Source organism: Thalassomonas sp. RHCl1, from assembly GCF_947387555.1.
Lineage (GTDB): Bacteria > Pseudomonadota > Gammaproteobacteria > Enterobacterales > Alteromonadaceae > Thalassomonas.
Genome location: NZ_CANDNZ010000002.1, coordinates 37,421 through 53,708 on the forward strand (window position 1 = coordinate 37,421; position 16,288 = coordinate 53,708).

Sequence of the window (16,288 nt, forward strand, 5' to 3'; positions counted from 1 at the left end):
TTATTTTTTAATATGTTTTGTATTTGTTTGGCATTAATGGGGAGTAGTCTGTGATAGAAGCCTGGCTGGGGACGATAAATGGTTATTTGTGGGGCAGCATCTTAATCTATTTGCTGACCGCCTGCGGCTTGTGGTTTACCTGGCGTCTTAAGGGCATACAGTTTCGGCACTTTTTTCATATGTTTTCCCTGTTGGGGTCGAGCAGGAAAGCCAATTCAGGGACCGGTGGCGAACAAGGTGAAGCGAAAGTGCCGTCACCCCAGGGAATTTCTTCGTTCCAGGCGCTGTGTACTACACTTGCGGCGCGGGTAGGAACGGGCAATCTCATGGGGGTGGCGGTGGCCATTTCCCTGGGCGGTGCAGGTGCCGTGTTCTGGATGTGGCTGATAGCCTTATTGGGTATGGCTACCGCTTTTGCCGAAAGCGCCCTGGGGCAGCTTTATAAAGAAAAAGACGGCAATAATGCCTTTCGCGGCGGTCCGGCTTATTATATGCGCAAGGGCTTAAAAAGCCCGGCGCTGGCGGTGACTTTCTCTTTGTGTCTGTTTTTCGGTTACGGCTTTGTCTTTAGCTCGGTGCAGGCCAACTCCATCACCAGCGCTTTTTATGGCTCTTTTGGTGTGCCGCCTATCACTACCGGCATTATTATTACTATTTGTGCTGCCCTGGTTATTCTTGGCGGTTTACGAAATATTGCCCGTTTTGCCGAGCTTACCGTACCTTTTATGGGCATAGCCTACCTTTTGGTGTCTATCGCCATCGTGCTGCTCAATGCAGAGGCCATTCCGGGCATCATCACGGATATTATTGCCTCGGCCTTTGGCCTTAAAGAAGCAGGCTCTGGCCTGGTAGGAGCGGCGATAGTGCAGGGGGTCAAACGCGGGCTTTATTCCAATGAAGCAGGTATGGGCAGCTCACCCAATGCTGCGGCGGCGGCCATACCTTATCCGCCCCATCCGGTGTCCCAGGGTTATATCCAGATGCTGGCGGTTTTTTTCGATACCCTGGTGATCTGCTCCTGTACCGCCTTTGTTATTTTGCTAAGCCCGGTGCAAGGGGATAATATCCAGGGGATTTTATTAACCCAGCAGGCCTTTGCCAGCCAGGTCGGGGCCTGGGGCAGTGATTTTATCACGGTGGCGATTTTGCTGTTTGGTTTTACCTCTATTGTGGCCAACTTTGCCTATGCCGATAATAACCTGAAATATTTAAAGCTGGATCATGCTGCCGGTCACTGGTTTTTAAGAATTGGCTTTTTAGGCATGCTGGTGTTTGGCTCCGTAGCCTCCCTGCCGCAGGTGATTGCCATGGCAGATTTAGCCACCGGGTTGATGACTGTGGTCAATGTGGTGGCGCTGTTTTTACTCTCTAAAGTGGTGCTGGTGATCAGCCAGGATTATCACAGGCAATTACAGCAGAAAAAAGTCCCGTGCTACCGGGCCAGTCAGGAGCAGCAGCAAGGTTTTAATTTAACCGCCAAGATCTGGTCAGATTGATAGTGATTGCTGCTGATTTTGCTCGTGAATTTAAGTCAGCGGCGAACAGATAAATTAATTCTGTAGTCAAAAGATAAAGCTGTTATAATCCGCGCCCCTGTTTTGGTTATATTGGTGATGTGATGAGTGTTGATGCAATTGGTTTATCTGCAGAGTTATTAAAGGCGGTAAAAGCCTGTGGTTATAAAAATTTAACACCTGTCCAGCAGCAGGCGATCCCGGTGATCCGCACCGGCGTCGATCTGCTTGCCAGTGCGCAAACCGGTACCGGGAAAACCGCCGCATTTTCCCTGCCTATTCTCGATGCCTTGGCCAAAAAGAGTAAAAATACCGAAGCGATCGGCACACCTACGCTCAAGGCCCTGATCCTGACGCCAACCCGGGAGTTGGCGATACAGGTAGCGGACAATATTGACAGCTACAGCGAATTTTTACCGCTAAGCTGCGGCGTGATATACGGCGGCGTTAACATGCCGGGACAAACCCAGATGCTGAAAAAGGGCGTTGATATCTTAGTGGCGACCCCGGGACGGTTATTGGAGCATGTCGGCTTAAGAAATGTCGATCTCAGCCATGTGAAATTCCTGGTCATGGATGAAGCGGACCGTATGCTGGATATGGGCTTTTTAACCGATATTGAAAAACTGCTCGGCCATATTAAACAAAAACATCAAACCCTGATGTTCTCGGCAACCTTTTCCAATAAGGTGAAAACCCTGGCCAAACAGATTTTAACGACACCGAAAACATTGGAGATTTCCCGTCAAAATTCCACCTCCGGCAAGGTGAAGCAGTCGGTATACTGGGTGTCTGAGCAGCGTAAACGTGAACTGCTCTCTGAACTTATCGGTGTCAATAACTGGCAGCAGGTGCTGGTGTTTGCCGGTACCCGGGAAAGTGCCAATGTGCTGGCGAAAGAGCTGAAACTTGACGGTATTAAAACCGCGGTTTGCCACGGCGAGAAATCCCAGGGCTCGAGAAATCAGGCGCTGGAGAAATTTATCAGCGGCAGTGTCCGGGTATTGGTGGCCACGGATGTCGCCGCCCGCGGTTTGGATATCGCCGATTTACCTTATGTGGTCAACTTCCACCTGCCGTTTTTGGCAGAAGATTATGTCCACCGCATCGGCCGCACCGGCAGGGCGGGTAAAGCGGGCACGGCTATCTCCCTGGTGAGCCCCAAAGATGAAAAGTTCTTAGGTAACATCGAAGCCCTTATCGGTCGCCAGTTTGAACGTATTATCGTACCTGGATATGAACTGGATCGTCCTTTGCCGCTGCAATACGGCGAAGAAGCCGGGCAGGTGCCGGATAAAAACCGTTACCAGAAAACCCGCGACAAGAACCGGGAAATTGCCCGTAAAAATGCCGGAGAGCAAGCGCCTGGCGGTAAACGTGGCGGCAAGCCTGCCTCGGGTAAAAAAGCCGTGCGCGGTAAAAAAGTTGTCGGCAAAAAGCTCAGCAAAAAAGCCATTGCCGGTAACCAAAGGGCTGCTGAGAAAAAACGCAGGTAGCCTTTGTTGGAAACCGGGTTAAATCAAATAGAAATACCTTTTGATTTCAGGCATCTCTGCTGGTTTTGCGGGGAGCCTGCCGGTCATACTTTTACCTTTCCAAATAGTCAACACAGCCGGGTGACTTGTAGCCACCCGTCACTGGCCTTGCCGGGCTGTGATGAATGCTGCAAGCTTGCTGCTAAAGCAAATAAAACTTCTATCTGGGCGGTAGCTGAGGCCGTAAAGTCGAAGCTGATCCGTCGCTATCACAAAGATCTGGCCATAGGGGTTAACTGGACTGAGGAAAGTCTGGCGCAAAGTCAGTTTGAAGGGGGAAATTTTGCCGGTTTCCAGAAAAGCGCCTGGTTTATGTACCAGGTAGCTCAAGGGCGCGTCAATTTTCAGGGTTGGCCGCTGGTGGTCAACGGTGTTGAATTGTTTGATGAAATAGAGCAGGAAGCCTTTACCTTTGACGGTATTTCATATCCGTCGCTTAGCGATGCCATCAATCATTATTGCCAGATATTTCACCTGGATAAGCACTTTTTTATCTCGGTGTTAGAAATCTATACCCGGAACAGGTTTGCCGAAGCGGTAAGGTTTTGCCGCTTAACCCTGGGGGAGTCGGCAAAAGATCGCGCAGCTATGCTCAAGTCGTTAAAAACTGCTGTTGAGGCCGAAGTAAAGTAACAGCAGTTTTTATTTTATGCTTAAGCTTAGCGGCTATTCTTTGCTGTTAAGCTTCTACCAGGCTCAGGTGGTGCGGCAACCCCATTTTTTCATGGTATAGCGCCTGATCTGCCCGTTCAAACAAACTTTGCTCATTGTCGGCGCGGTTCATCAAACTGCTGCCTAAAGCGCAGCTGATCTCATATTTTGCCAGCAGGGCATCGTCGGCGGTTGCCTGATTGATCCTGTGTTTGATCAGGGTTAATGACTGCTCTGCGGCATTTTCCACTAATACGGCAAATTCGTCGCCGCCGAAGCGGAATAAGCTGTCCGAGTCGCGGATACTGGCGCGCAGCGCATCGGCAAAATGTACCAGCACCTGGTCGCCGACGGCATGGCCATGGGTATCGTTGACGGCTTTGAATTTGTTGAGATCACACACCACTAGGCCGACATGGGAACGGTGACGGTTGGCGTGGTGCATGGCCCTTCTTAACTGTTCGTCAAAATATCTGCGGTTACCCAGGCCGGTTAAGCCATCCTGCATCGCAAGTTGCATCGCCCTATGATATTCAATGGCATTACGCATCGGGTAGAGCAGGTACTGATGTAACTGATTTAGTATTTTGCTGTTAGTGTGGTTAATGGGGGAATTTACCGCATAGGTCAGCATGCCAATAAACTCATTATTGAGTTTTAATTCAAACTGGTGTTCATTCCTGGCACTGCGACTACCACGTATCGCTTTTCTTATGCTACCATGTTTAAAATAAAGACCTGAAAAATCGACATATTTCGCAGCCTCTATCGCAAATATATTTAGCAGCTTTTCCAGGTCTAAAGTGACCTGCAGCTGTTCTAACAGCTCTGTACCTCGTTTTTTATTTTCAAACGAGGAAGAATCAAAGACTTTAAAAGCATTGAATGGTGAATAACGATTTTCGAGGATATTTATTGTTTGCATTTCGACCCCTTACAACTTCGGCTAACGGTTTTAATAAAGCAATTACTGTGCCCGATTGTTTTTATTTTTCTTTGTGTTGTAAGGTGCTGATTTTTATTGAGTTAAAATATAGTTTGACTAAGTTGTTATTGGTGTCAGCTTTTTGGCGGCAAGCAATTGCCGCCCGGCCAACAAGGTTTTAACGATAAGGAGCCACTTTGACCGGTATGTTTGATATTCTCGCCATTTTAACCAGTGCGGTATTTATTGTCTGGATTTTCAGACATTTGAAGTTGCCAGCAATTCTGGCTTACCTGGTGGCGGGTATGCTGGTGGGTGAGCACGGCCTTGCCTGGACCCAGGCCCAGGTGGATTATGAGCATTTTGCCGAGCTGGGTATAGTGTTTCTATTATTTACCTTAGGGCTGGAGTTTTCCTTGCCCAAACTGGTGGCCATGCGTCACCTGGTGCTGGCGGTGGGCAGTTTGCAGGTGGGCATATCCCTGGTGCTGTTTATGTCGCTGGCGCTTTTATTCGGTCAAAGCCTGAGCAGCGCTTTTGTCATTGGCGGTATTCTGGCGTTATCCTCTACCGCGATTGTTATTCGCCAGCTCAGCGAAAGCGGCGCCACCAAAAGAAAATCAGGCCAGCTGGCGGTGGCGGTATTGCTGTTTCAGGATGTCGCCGTGGTGCCTTTATTGATCATCACCCCTATGCTCACCCAGGAAGGGGAGTCTTCGATGATGTTTGCGCTGATCGTCGCCTTAGTTAAAGGGGTGTTCGTGGTCGGCTTATTATGGTTTATCGGCAAATGGCTGCTGCCCAGGGTGTTTAACCTGGTGGCGCAGGTGAGAACCGATGAGCTTTTTGTTTTGACCACCTTACTGGTGACTTTGCTGGCCTCCGCCCTGACCCAGTGGTTTGGCTTATCAATGGCACTGGGGGCTTTCCTGGCGGGCATGATGCTCGGGGAAAGCCAGTATAAACATCAGCTGGAAGCGGATATCCGGCCCTACCGGGATATTTTACTGGGGCTGTTTTTTGTTACCGTCGGCATGAAACTCGACATTAAAGTCCTGATGTCCGAACCGGTATTGATTGTCGGCTTAATGATCTCCTTTATGGTGATCAAGGTACTGGTGGTGCGCTTCTTGGCGGTGCGGGCGGGAGAGTCGGTGAAAGATGCCTGGGCGGGGGGCATTATGTTATCCCAGATGGGGGAATTCGGTTTTGTGCTGATCGCCCTGGCGAGCCAGATGTCGCTGTTGTCGGTGGAGGTTGCTTCGGCTTTACTGGGCTCGGGGGTTATCTCCATGGCGATGACGCCATACCTTATCAATAACGCCCGGCGCTGGTCGGTGTGGTTAAGCCATGATCGGAAAATTGATACCCATGAACTTGAGCATCTGCCGCAGGAAAAACAGCTCAAGGATCATGTCATTATCTGCGGTTTTGGCCGCATCGGGCAAACCGTCAGCCGCTTTTTAAAACAAGAAGGTATAGATTTTGTTGCCATAGATATCGACCCCTTGCGGGTCAGCACTTCCAGGGAAGCCGGCGAAAAAATCCTTTTTGGCTCCTCCCGGCAAGCGGAACTGCTGCATGCCGCCGGGTTGGATAAGGCAAAACTGGTAGTGATTGCTTTTGGTGAAGACAAGCAGTCGATTGAAGTGATCCAGAAGGTGCGTTCGCTCTCGCCCAAGGTGCCGATCCTGGTCAGAACCCGAAACGATGACCAGCTGGACCAAATGCAGCAGGCAGGGGCCAATGAAGTGGTGCCGGAAAGCCTGGAAGGCAGCTTGATGCTGGTGTCCCAGGTACTGTCTTTATCCGGGGTGCCTTTTTCCCGCATTATCCGCCGGGTGCAAAGGGAGCGTAAAAACCACTATAACCATCTGCATGGTTTTTTCCAGGGCGAGCATACGGATATGAGCTCAGGGGCTAAGGGCAGAATTGAATTTGCCCATGCCATTTTACTCACCGACGATGCCTACGCCATAGGCCACACCTTGCTATCCCTCAACCTGGCAAGCCGCCGGGTGCATATTATTGCCCTGCGCCGGGGAGAGCAGGAAATCGAAGAGCCGGATGAAAAAACCGTGCTGATGGCGCAGGATACCCTGGTGTTGCGGGGCAAACCAAGAAGAATAGAGCGCACCGAGCGTTATTTACAAAAAGGCGAGTAGGGTGCTAAAGCACCCTGCCGTTTTACCTGTCTTTGGGAAGTCATTTTTCCGGCGTTGCCTGAGTTAAGCCGATAGCTTAAGGTTATGCACTGACCTTTTACCAGCCCTTTTAACAATTACTTAAGCTTCATTTCTCACAAAAAAGCAGGGGCAGGCGCAAGTTATGCATTGCTTTTATCGTCATTTACGGCATTTACCCTGTTTGCCACGAATGATGCCCGGATAACCCCGGGTAAGCATAAGTTTCACCTGATAACTTATGACTTTTTCTTTGCGGCCGATACAGGGGGTAGCAGAGAGTGTCATTTATCAGTGAGCTGCCAAAGGAGAGCTGCGCCATGATCATGCAAATCTTTGTCTTAATTGTTGCCATTTTAGTGACTTATTATCTGACCCGCTATCAGGTGATCAAAGAGGCCAACCGCAGGTTATTGCTGCGGGGTGAGCACCGGAGAAAATCAATAGAGCTGCATAAGATGGAAATTAAGTTCTTTATCGCCAAGCTGGTGATCGGCTTATTAATCTTGTGCCTGGTATTGAGGTTAACCCAGGGATAATGGTGCTTTGCGGCGGGTTGTATTTTTAATTCATTGATCTTGAAAAGCTTTATTCTATTCTCGGTTTAACTACGAAAACTGCTGGACTTTCGTCTGCCTGACTTTTATGCTGAACGCTTCTTAACCAGGAGTAACTTAATGTATAAAAGAATAATAACCTTCGTTTCCCTGATTTGCATTTCTACGACAATTTCAACCACTGCCTTTGCTGCTAAACAACAGGCGGGGGTTGCCATGCCCGACAGCTACAGTGCCGATGTCGCCGCCAGCATCCTGAGCAAAGGTGGCAATGCCATAGATGCCGCAATTGCTGCCCAGTTTGTGTTAGCCGTGACTCTGCCGGAAGCAGGTAATATCGGTGGCGGTGGTTTTATGCTGGTGCATACCGACAAGCAAGATGATTTTATCGATTACCGGGAAGTGGCGCCGTTAAAAGGCCACCGGGATATGTATCTGGATGAGCAAGGTAATGTCGTCAAAAACAAATCGGTTTTTGGCGTGTTCTCCGCCGGCGTGCCGGGCACTGTTGCCGGTATGTGGCTGGCCCACCAAAAGTACGGTTCACTGCCATGGAAATCCCTGCTGGAGCCGGCGGTTGTATTGGCGGAAAAAGGTTTTGTTGTCCACCCTAAGCTGGCGGATAATGTCAGCCGGTATCTGGATTATTTAAAAAAGAAAGACATCAAAGTGAATTTTGCCGAGTTTTTCGGCGGGCTCAAAGCCGGAGAGGTGTTTAAACAGCCGGCGCTGGCGTTGTCGCTACAGCGTATTCGGGATGAAGGCAGCGATGGTTTTTATAAGGGAAAAACCGCCGATATTATCGTTGATTTTATGAAACAGCAGGGCGGTTTGATATCTCATCAGGACCTGGCCCAGTACCAGGCGGTATCGCGCAAACCTATCAGTCAGCCATGGCAGGGCTACCAGGTATTAACCTCACCGCCGCCAAGTTCCGGCGGTATCGCTATTTTGCAATGGCTGAACATGTATCAGCAACTGGCGCCCAGGGTTAAGGATAAAGTAGCATTAACACATAACTCCAAAGAGTATGTCCACTTGTTGGCGGAAATCGGTAAGCGGGTCTTTGCCGATCGCGCCGACTACTTGGGAGATCCGGACTTTTACCCGGTGCCGGTTAAGCAGTTGCTGAATGAAGATTACCTGCAAAAACGGGCTGCAGATGTCGACCTGGTGGCTATTTCTAACACTGAGCAGGTAAAGCCGGGCTTATACGAAAGTGAAGATACCACGCATTTTTCTATCGTCGACCGCTGGGGGAATGCCGTAGCCAATACCACCACCATTAACCTGACCTTTGGCAGCGGGGTAGTGGTACCCGGTGCCGGTTTTATCCTTAATGATGAAATGGATGATTTTAGCGCCAAACCCGGCGTTGCCAATGCCTTTGGTGCTTTGGGGGGCAAGGCCAATGAAATTCAGCCGGGAAAACGCATGTTATCTTCGATGACGCCAACCATCCTGCTTAAAGATGATCAGGTGGCGTTAGTGACCGGCTCTCCCGGCGGCACCACTATTATCAGCTCGGTTTACCAGTCAATTCTCAATGTCACCGAATTTGGCATGAGCGCCGATGAAGCGGTTAACCGCCCCAGGTTCCATCACCAGCTATATCCTGAAAATGTTATTCGCCACCATAGCGGGCTAAAAGGCGAGGATAAAAAAGCCTTGCAGCAAATGGGCTATATCCTGGATAACCGCCATTTTGGCGATGTCCATCTTATTATTAATGACAATGGCAAGCTCGATGCCGGTTCCGAAGCTCATGGCCGGGGTAAGGCGCTGGTGCTACCTTAGGGGTATAGTAGCGGATATTGTTGACTATTTGTCCTGATCTTCTCAAGCCGCCGGCTCGATAAGATCAGGCACTGGCACTTTGCTGAGCTGTTAGTGATACTAAGCTGCCCAAGGTAGTATCAGCCAAAGTTATCAAGACCAATAGCAGTCTTAGCGTGCTGTGTTAAATCTTTTCTTCTCCCCCAGCCGGTATTGAGCACCGTGCAGGTGTCAGAGATAAGTCGTCCACCCTGATTTGGCTGCAGGTTTTACCGTACCCTAAAGTATATTTCAGTGCCGGATAAACCCGGGAAGAGCTGATAGCATAGCCGACGGCGATCAGCCCTTGAGTACCCCACAAGGCTTGTATTTTTTCTCGCAAGTCATCCGCTTTCAGATCGTGAGCCAATACCAGCTCGGTAAATTGCACCACCAGGGCGGTATTTTCAGGCAGTTTATCCAAATCTCTGTCGATAATTGCGCGTACAATCTCCGGGTTTAGCCCGGCTGCTAATGCCATATTCACCAGTAATTGCGTGCACGGGCCGCAATCATCCCAGATAATTGCCCTTAACCTGGCGGCATAGAGCGGCTCGGCGGGCAAATTCCCGGTGTGGGATGACATGGTTTGAAAGCCCATCAGTTTTAGAAACGCTTTTGTATCGCTTTGCAGGATATCCTGCATATAAGCTACGTCGTAATCGTATCGTTTTTGCATGGATAACAGCATTTTGTTGAGCATATATTTTAACATCTTGAGTACCTTAAGTGATTGGGCTAATTCTTTGCTGATCATGACAACCGGGGGGGAAGTCATGGTTCATTTCATTCCCTGCAAAGCTGAAGTCAGGATGGCAATAGCGCTGCCCCGGTTTTTTCTTGTGCCCGTACAGGTTTGAGTAGCAGCAGAAAACTCAATAAGAAAATCATGGCGCAGCTATAGAGCATGACGGAATACTTGCCACTTCCTGGCAGGTCAGAAGTCAGCAGGCTGGAAGCAAGTAGTGGCCCGGTCGCCAAAGCGACAGAAGAGACAAGTGCAGCTATGGTTGAAAGCCTGCCGCTGCCGTCCATTTCGGCGGTTATTGCCAACAGGTATGATTGCACCGCCGGCCAGGAAAAAAACAGCAGGGCCATTGCGCTAATGTAAGCCGGGGAAGCGTGGGAAAAATTGAGCAAGAGCGCAGCAAAGGCCGACAAAAGGATACCGCCGATAAGCCAATAGCTACGGCCAAAACAATCACCTGCTATTACAGGCAACATGGCTCCAGGCAAGCCTAATAAACCGGTTATTGCGATATAGGTACTGACATTTTCAGGTGTAATACCGGCACTAAGGCCAATCAGCCCGACATAGGCCCAAATGGCGCTGGCGGCAATGAGATATGAAAGGATAGCCAGCAATAATAACAGGGCCTTGCCATTGTTTTTGGAAAAAGGCCTGGCTTGTTTGCTTGATTTCTTGTCCAAAGGAAGTGGCGGCAGAAACACCACCATGACCAGGCTTAACAAGACAATACTTGCCATTACATAAAAAACCGCATAGACGCTAAGCAGGCGCTCAAGTGCCGGCAAGAGGTAAATAACTAAAGAGCCGACAGCAAACTGAATAAAGACTAAGGTGCCAAAGGCGCGATCCGGATTGTTTAACCTGGCCAGCACCGAAAAACCAATCCCCAGGCTTAGGCCGCCAAATACCCCGGCCAAAAAACGCCAGCCAAGCATAATACCGTAATCTTCAATCCTTAATGTGGCGATATCCATGAGTGCGAGCGCAGCTAAAAATATCAAGATCGCAGGTCGCCAAGCGATGCGCCGTACTAAAAAAATAGCCATGGTGCTGCCGACAAGGCCGCCATAGCCATTGAATGCAACGATTTGTCCCGCCCGGGTATCACTGAAACCGATACCGGTTGCCAGCGCATTAACAACGCCCGGTAAAAAGTTAATGTAGCAAAGCCCCGACATGGCGATAAAAGCAAGAAAAAAATAGGCAAGGGGACTGGTTGCGGAGATTTTTCCTGAAATAAAGTGCTGCAACATAATTCCTGATACTCCTTATTTACGTAAAAGGGGTTGTTGTGTTTTTGTCTCTTTGGGCATTTTATGGCCCTGAAAAAACTAAGAAAATAGGCCAATCTCCCTATCAGTCGTGAATATTATTCATGAGTTTTCCATGTTATATTCAGGCCACGGATAAACGGTGTTTATGAGATACGTCATGGATAAACTGCGCTCATTAGAAATATTTTTAGCCACTTGTGATGGCGGCAGCTTCGCGGCAGCGGCAAGAACTTGTAATACTGACCCGTCCACAGTCAGCAAGGCCATCGCTCGTTTGGAAGCTCAGCTGGGGTTGACCCTTTTTCAGCGCTCAACCCGGCAGTTGCGTATCACCACACCGGGTAAACGTTATGCCGATACTGTGCGCAAGATGATGCAGGACCTCAGCACTTGTGAAGACGAGCTCAAGCATTTAAATGACTCTCCCGGCGGTACCTTACGTATCAGTTCGGCCGCCTGTTACGGGCACCTTTATCTGCGTCCCTTGTTGCAGGCTTTCTGTCAGCGTTATCCGGCGATTAAGCTGGAGCTTGAGATCAATGATTTACACGTAGATATTATTGAAAACGATATTGATATCGCGCTGCGTACCGGCTATGTGAAAGACAGCCGCCTAGTGGCCCGGCGGCTCAGTCCGATGGACTTTCTTACTTGCGTGTCGCCGCAATATTTACAGGCACATGGTACGCCGCGTTGCGCCGAGGATTTTCATCAGCACAGCTGGATAGGTTTTCGTATCAAAGAGACACAACAGCTACAGCCTGTTTTTTTACCCGATGGCCGGGGTGAATACCAGCCCTGTGAATTAGCGCGCAGCCATATCACAGACGATGGTGAAGCCATGGCCTACATGTGCAGCGATGGTTTGGGCTTTGCCCAATTACCTCATTTTCTGGCGAAACAGGGCTTGAACAGTGGCGCTTTAGTGTCCCTTTACCCTTATTTCAGGCCGCCACAGCCAGATAATGGGGTATTTGCCATTTATGCCAAGCGTGATTATTTGCCCGCCAAGGTCAGGGTGTTTATTGAATTTATCACATCAGCGTTAGAGGTGATGGGGGAAAGTAGCAATCACACCTGGGCGGAAGACTGGCCTTCGCTGATCCATTTTCCTTGATAATCATGGTGGCAGCTTCAGAGAAAAACTCCCTTCACTGTGTTTTAGGTAAACCACAGTGAAGGGAGGCTAAGGTTATCAAGCCGGCGGTTTTTTTAGGCGCAACAGCCTGGCTTGTGAGCGGTTAACACAAGTTCAGAGCTTACTCTTCAAGGTTTAGGTTTAAAGAAATTTGCTTCGGGGTGATAACAATTTCTTTCGGGTTTACCCTGATACTGACCTTTTGCCCGATGGGAAAACCGGCTTGTCGCAGCCACTTTCCCCTGAGCACAACACAAGGTTCAATATTGACAGGTACATAGTTAATGCCTATGCCGCGGGTTTTTGCTGCCGAGCCGCTGATGGTTTCCAGCACGGTAAGTTGCCGATAAATCGGATATTTTACTTTTGCCGAGCTTGGCTCTGGCGTATGATGATATTCAGCCATGACGTACTCCACGAAGTTCGTTGTGGTTAGCGACTCCTGGGTGTTACTGCACTCAGGGGTTGCGACGCTGTTACCGCCTTTTTAAGGGAAGTAACGGTTGTTATTGCAATAATTTATTGATGAAAACTATTGTAATACTGCGCGCCTTTTTGAGGGGAGCGCATCATTAATGAAAGACTAATTTGCTGGATATATCAACAGTGAAGGGGTTCTTTTGCGGATAAATTTTAGAAATTATCTCCTGGTGCAGATCCTGTTGTTCATAGAGATAAAAAGGGCCTTTCTCTCAATAATAAATAAGCCCCGGCAACTTTTAATGCTGTGCTCCTTTCTATCCGTTTTCTATATGGCAATAAAATAGAAATTGATTAAGACTTCACTTCTGCCAATTTCATAATATTTCCTCATCAAGCTACTAAGGAGATATGATGAAAAAATTACTCGCCACTTTAACCATATTAAGCAGTGTTAATGCCTGGGCAAATACCAGCCCGGTAAAGCCTGTGTCGGCAGAGCTCGTTGTTGAACATGTTGCCAATGCCGGGGTAAAAATTATCTCGGGTGATAAGGTTACCCTGATTGATGCGCTGTTTGGTCCGCATAGCCGTTTCAGCTTTCTGGATGAGCAGGAATTTCAGCAGTTATCGGAAAAAGGCGCTAACCTGGCGTTAACCACGCATGCGCACAGCGATCATTTTCATCCAAAACAAACTACGGCATTTCTTAAAGAGAACGATGAAACGCTTCTGGTTACCACGCCTCAGACGATTAAACATTTAGGCCGAATTACTGACTCGGCCCACATTCTCTCGCCCGAATTAACCGGCTTTCAATCTCAGCAGTTTAGTCATGACGATATTAAAGTGTCGGTGCTCAGTTTTCCCCATATGGCTCCGCAAACTCAGACGCAAAATTATGCCTATTTAGTGGAGGTCAACGGCTGGAAAGTGCTTCATGTCGGTGATGCGGATATCAATGCCGAAGTTATCGCGGCGCATCAGTTAGCGAAGCAGAACATTGACCTTTTGCTGATACATGATTTGTTTCCTTTGATTAAAGAAAACTACCGTGAGTTGCTTGAGCAAATAAATGCCGGGAAAGTGGCTTTTGTCCATGTCATGGATAATAAAGTTAAACCACTTACCCTGTGGCTGAAAGACAACTTACCGGATGCGACTTTGCTGGCAACAGGGCATGAAAACCTGGTGCTGAAACGCTAAGCGCAGGCTTGTTCGAGATTTTTTTAGCCTTGGGTACTAAATCTGATTTTTATGCAATTCTCTGATTTTGATTGATTTATTTTCTATCCGTTTTCTATATGTCAATAAAATAGAGTTTGATTAAGACTTGATTTCAGCCCATTTCATAATATCTGGCTATTAATCCAGTAAGGAAATGTTATGAAAAAAACTTTCGCGGCTTTAACGGTATTTTCAACGGTGCTGGGCAAGTTCGGCCCCGATAGAGCCGGTGTTAGTTGCTATAGCCGACCCGGCTCAAAATATTGATGTTCTGATCGGCAAATATGAAGTGACGGTTGCTGAGTTTACCCGTTTTGTTAATGCCACTGATTATAAGGTTGCGGGTAACGGCTATTTGTATAATGCGAAACATTTACCTTTTGATCAGGACGGCAGCGGGCTTGAGCTGCATTACCGCTAAGTTAACCGGCAGTGTGATGCCAGGCGAAGGGAAGCGTTGCCTGGCATTGTTTAAAGGTGAGATAAGCCCCTTACTTGCTGGCTAAGATGTCCATCTGTTTTTTTAGCCACTTCTTATTAGCGTTACCTTGCAAATAGGCCATGTATTCTGCCTGTACTTCAGGTTGATGTGCATTAAGTTGGAACAGCATCAGGGCTGAATCTATAGCGATACGGGTTTTGTATTGCAAACGCGCCAATTCAAAGGCTTTTTCAAGATAGGGGCGTGCTTTTTCCTGTGCCTGTTGGGCATGATAGATTTTTGCCAGCAATAACATATTTTTGGGCGACTCTAGCTGAGTATCGATTGACGACAGGGCTAAGTCATACTCTTGTTGCTCGATATAGTGATCGATGAGCATTTCAGAGGCGTGGTCGATAATCCAGCCATTGCGGGCCGTTCTCGGTAACGCGAGAATTTTCTCCAGATAAGGCAAGGCTTTGTTATTATCCTGGGTGAATATCGCAAAATGATAAAAGACAACCGCAAAATTTGATTCATCGAGTTCGTGCTTAAGCAGCAAGGCCTGTGCTTCATTGAGGTGTGCATATTTTTTGTGGTCATCGCCACCTTTTCTTGCCAGTATCGAATACATAATATGTAATTCAAATAAGGTTAATGGCTCGCCTTGTTTTTGGCCAAACTCAATGGCCTGATCCAACACTTTAAACATAGTGTCAAAGTCGTGTTGCTTATAGGCTAACCAGGCCTTAGCGCTAATATTCTCATAGCTTAATGCCCATAACGGCGTATCGGCTAAAGTCGCCGACATCTTGTTTAAGCTATTGCTCGCCAGTTGATATTTGTGACGCTTTTTATAGAGTTCAGCGATAAGCCAGTGCGCTTTCGCCCGATAAGGACTAAAGCCGTAAGACAGATCTAAGTTAGTCAACTTTTGCGCATAAGTCATAGCAACGTCAAGTTGTTGTACTTCAAGATAATAATTAGCCAATAGCAGCAATAAATCGGGATCATCCGGGGCTATTGCCTTCATCGAGGTTAACGTACTGATATCTAATTTGTTATTCGATTGAGAAAACAAGCCGAGCTGATGTAGCTGTGTTAAGCGTTCGGATAACTTTTGGCTAAGCTGCTCATGTGTTTCTGCATAAACATAACCATGCCAGTACCTGCTGTCTTGCGATAAGCCGTAATTTAAGAAAATGCCTTTGTCAGAGCTGAAGGTGTCAGTCCATAACAACCATTCACCTTCTGGAACGTTAGATTGTTGCCATGCTAACTTGGGGGCTGCAAACAATTGGCGGGCCGAGTGGCTTTTCTGTGTGGGCTCTATGGTAAAGATATCATCTTGTGTAATTGCCCGTGTGCTTAACTGAGGCAATGTTTTTTGCTGAGCCGTTGTTGAGTCGCCACTTTGTACAAGATGTAATGTCACTTGCTCATTTGCTGTCAGCGCCTGTAAAAGGTATATCCCTACTGCAACCAGAGCGCCAAAAATAAACGCTGCCCAGTGTGAGCGTTTACGCACTTGAGGTGTTTTTTCAGTGAAAACTGTGTCTGCAGGCTCGCTGTCGATAGCGGAAGCCAAGTGCACGGCTAACTGCCATTTATAACCTTTTCTTGAAAAGGTTTTGATGGCATCAGTGCCAAAAATGGCCCTGAGCTGGCTGATGGTTTGAAAAACAACCTGTTCAGATACCACCTTGTTTTGCCATACGGCGTTCATAATGGCGTCTTTACTGTGAATACCGTCAGGATTGGTGATAAAGAAATTTAACAGTAGCGCCTGGTTACGTTTGAGCGGGATGATTTCTTTATGTTTGTACAGGATGAGTTGATCGCAGGCAAAGCGATATTCGGCAAATCTAGCTTCCATA

The 16,288-nt window shown here is 48.0% G+C and carries 14 protein-coding genes; 9 read left to right on the top strand and 5 right to left on the bottom strand.

Annotation, left to right across the window (positions count from 1 at the left end):
- Positions 1 to 50: 50 nt before the first annotated feature.
- The 3 genes from QL234_RS06290 to QL234_RS06300 all read left to right on the top strand — a co-directional run bounded on the left by QL234_RS06290 (position 51) and on the right by QL234_RS06300 (position 3,682).
- Positions 51 to 1,496, top strand: a complete 1,446-nt coding sequence (locus QL234_RS06290; RefSeq protein ID WP_281556992.1) for an alanine/glycine:cation symporter family protein — start codon at positions 51 to 53, stop codon at positions 1,494 to 1,496.
- A gap of 122 nt (positions 1,497 to 1,618) precedes the next feature.
- Positions 1,619 to 3,010: a DEAD/DEAH box helicase gene (locus QL234_RS06295; RefSeq protein WP_281556993.1), complete on the top strand. Its 1,392-nt coding sequence runs from the start codon at positions 1,619 to 1,621 to the stop codon at positions 3,008 to 3,010.
- 6 nt (positions 3,011 to 3,016) lie between these two features.
- A complete protein-coding gene (locus tag QL234_RS06300; RefSeq protein WP_281556994.1) occupies positions 3,017 to 3,682 on the top strand; it encodes a hypothetical protein in 666 nt (221 codons plus the stop codon).
- A gap of 46 nt (positions 3,683 to 3,728) precedes the next feature.
- Here QL234_RS06300 and QL234_RS06305 read toward each other — a convergent pair whose 3' ends face one another.
- Complete coding sequence (locus QL234_RS06305) at positions 3,729 to 4,625, bottom strand: GGDEF domain-containing protein (RefSeq protein WP_281556995.1); 897 nt, start codon at positions 4,623 to 4,625, stop codon at positions 3,729 to 3,731.
- A 206-nt stretch (positions 4,626 to 4,831) separates the two neighbouring features.
- Between QL234_RS06305 and QL234_RS06310 the strand changes: the two genes are divergently transcribed.
- From QL234_RS06310 to ggt, 3 genes are all read left to right on the top strand, one after another.
- Positions 4,832 to 6,790, top strand: coding sequence for a monovalent cation:proton antiporter family protein (locus QL234_RS06310; RefSeq protein WP_281557771.1), 1,959 nt, complete (start codon positions 4,832 to 4,834; stop codon positions 6,788 to 6,790).
- 338 nt (positions 6,791 to 7,128) lie between these two features.
- The gene (locus tag QL234_RS06315; RefSeq protein ID WP_281556996.1) at positions 7,129 to 7,347 is read left to right on the top strand and encodes a hypothetical protein; all 219 of its coding nucleotides are present in this window, start codon (positions 7,129 to 7,131) and stop codon (positions 7,345 to 7,347) included.
- 138 nt (positions 7,348 to 7,485) lie between these two features.
- Positions 7,486 to 9,162, top strand: a complete 1,677-nt coding sequence (gene ggt / locus QL234_RS06320; RefSeq protein WP_281556997.1) for a gamma-glutamyltransferase — start codon at positions 7,486 to 7,488, stop codon at positions 9,160 to 9,162.
- 163 nt (positions 9,163 to 9,325) lie between these two features.
- On the opposite strand, the gene QL234_RS06325 is transcribed toward ggt, so the two are convergent.
- Together QL234_RS06325 and QL234_RS06330 are read right to left on the bottom strand one after the other, a co-directional pair.
- The gene (locus QL234_RS06325; protein WP_281556998.1) at positions 9,326 to 9,958 is read right to left on the bottom strand and encodes a hypothetical protein; all 633 of its coding nucleotides are present in this window, start codon (positions 9,956 to 9,958) and stop codon (positions 9,326 to 9,328) included.
- 29 nt (positions 9,959 to 9,987) lie between these two features.
- Positions 9,988 to 11,184, bottom strand: a complete 1,197-nt coding sequence (locus QL234_RS06330) for an MFS transporter (RefSeq protein ID WP_281556999.1) — start codon at positions 11,182 to 11,184, stop codon at positions 9,988 to 9,990.
- Between the two features lie 166 nt (positions 11,185 to 11,350).
- Between QL234_RS06330 and QL234_RS06335 the strand changes: the two genes are divergently transcribed.
- Positions 11,351 to 12,322 carry a LysR family transcriptional regulator gene (locus tag QL234_RS06335; RefSeq protein WP_281557000.1) on the top strand — a complete coding sequence of 324 codons (972 nt, stop codon included), beginning with the start codon at positions 11,351 to 11,353 and terminating at the stop codon, positions 12,320 to 12,322.
- Positions 12,323 to 12,464: 142 nt separating this feature from the next.
- On the opposite strand, the gene QL234_RS06340 is transcribed toward QL234_RS06335, so the two are convergent.
- Positions 12,465 to 12,749: a SymE family type I addiction module toxin gene (locus QL234_RS06340; RefSeq protein WP_281557001.1), complete on the bottom strand. Its 285-nt coding sequence runs from the start codon at positions 12,747 to 12,749 to the stop codon at positions 12,465 to 12,467.
- A 425-nt stretch (positions 12,750 to 13,174) separates the two neighbouring features.
- Here QL234_RS06340 and QL234_RS06345 point away from each other — a divergent pair, with 425 nt between their 5' ends.
- Complete coding sequence (locus tag QL234_RS06345; RefSeq protein WP_281557002.1) at positions 13,175 to 13,969, top strand: MBL fold metallo-hydrolase; 795 nt, start codon at positions 13,175 to 13,177, stop codon at positions 13,967 to 13,969.
- Positions 13,970 to 14,219: 250 nt separating this feature from the next.
- Positions 14,220 to 14,411 carry a hypothetical protein gene (locus tag QL234_RS06350; protein ID WP_281557003.1) on the top strand — a complete coding sequence of 64 codons (192 nt, stop codon included), beginning with the start codon at positions 14,220 to 14,222 and terminating at the stop codon, positions 14,409 to 14,411.
- A gap of 70 nt (positions 14,412 to 14,481) precedes the next feature.
- Here the strand turns inward: QL234_RS06350 and QL234_RS06355 are convergent, their stop codons facing one another.
- A complete protein-coding gene (locus QL234_RS06355) occupies positions 14,482 to 16,287 on the bottom strand; it encodes a winged helix-turn-helix domain-containing protein (RefSeq protein WP_281557004.1) in 1,806 nt (601 codons plus the stop codon).
- Position 16,288 lies beyond the last annotated feature (1 nt).

Coding starts and splice junctions, on each gene's coding strand:
- QL234_RS06330 (WP_281556999.1), bottom strand. CDS start 11,184: ATGTTGCAGCACTTTATTTCAGGAAAAATCTCCGCAACCAGTCCCCTT.
- QL234_RS06325 (WP_281556998.1), bottom strand. CDS start 9,958: ATGACTTCCCCCCCGGTTGTCATGATCAGCAAAGAATTAGCCCAATCA.
- QL234_RS06295 (WP_281556993.1), top strand. CDS start 1,619: ATGAGTGTTGATGCAATTGGTTTATCTGCAGAGTTATTAAAGGCGGTA.
- QL234_RS06315 (WP_281556996.1), top strand. CDS start 7,129: ATGATCATGCAAATCTTTGTCTTAATTGTTGCCATTTTAGTGACTTAT.
- ggt (WP_281556997.1), top strand. CDS start 7,486: ATGTATAAAAGAATAATAACCTTCGTTTCCCTGATTTGCATTTCTACG.
- QL234_RS06345 (WP_281557002.1), top strand. CDS start 13,175: ATGATGAAAAAATTACTCGCCACTTTAACCATATTAAGCAGTGTTAAT.
- QL234_RS06355 (WP_281557004.1), bottom strand. CDS start 16,287: ATGGAAGCTAGATTTGCCGAATATCGCTTTGCCTGCGATCAACTCATC.
- QL234_RS06340 (WP_281557001.1), bottom strand. CDS start 12,749: ATGGCTGAATATCATCATACGCCAGAGCCAAGCTCGGCAAAAGTAAAA.
- QL234_RS06305 (WP_281556995.1), bottom strand. CDS start 4,625: ATGCAAACAATAAATATCCTCGAAAATCGTTATTCACCATTCAATGCT.
- QL234_RS06310 (WP_281557771.1), top strand. CDS start 4,832: ATGTTTGATATTCTCGCCATTTTAACCAGTGCGGTATTTATTGTCTGG.
- QL234_RS06335 (WP_281557000.1), top strand. CDS start 11,351: ATGAGATACGTCATGGATAAACTGCGCTCATTAGAAATATTTTTAGCC.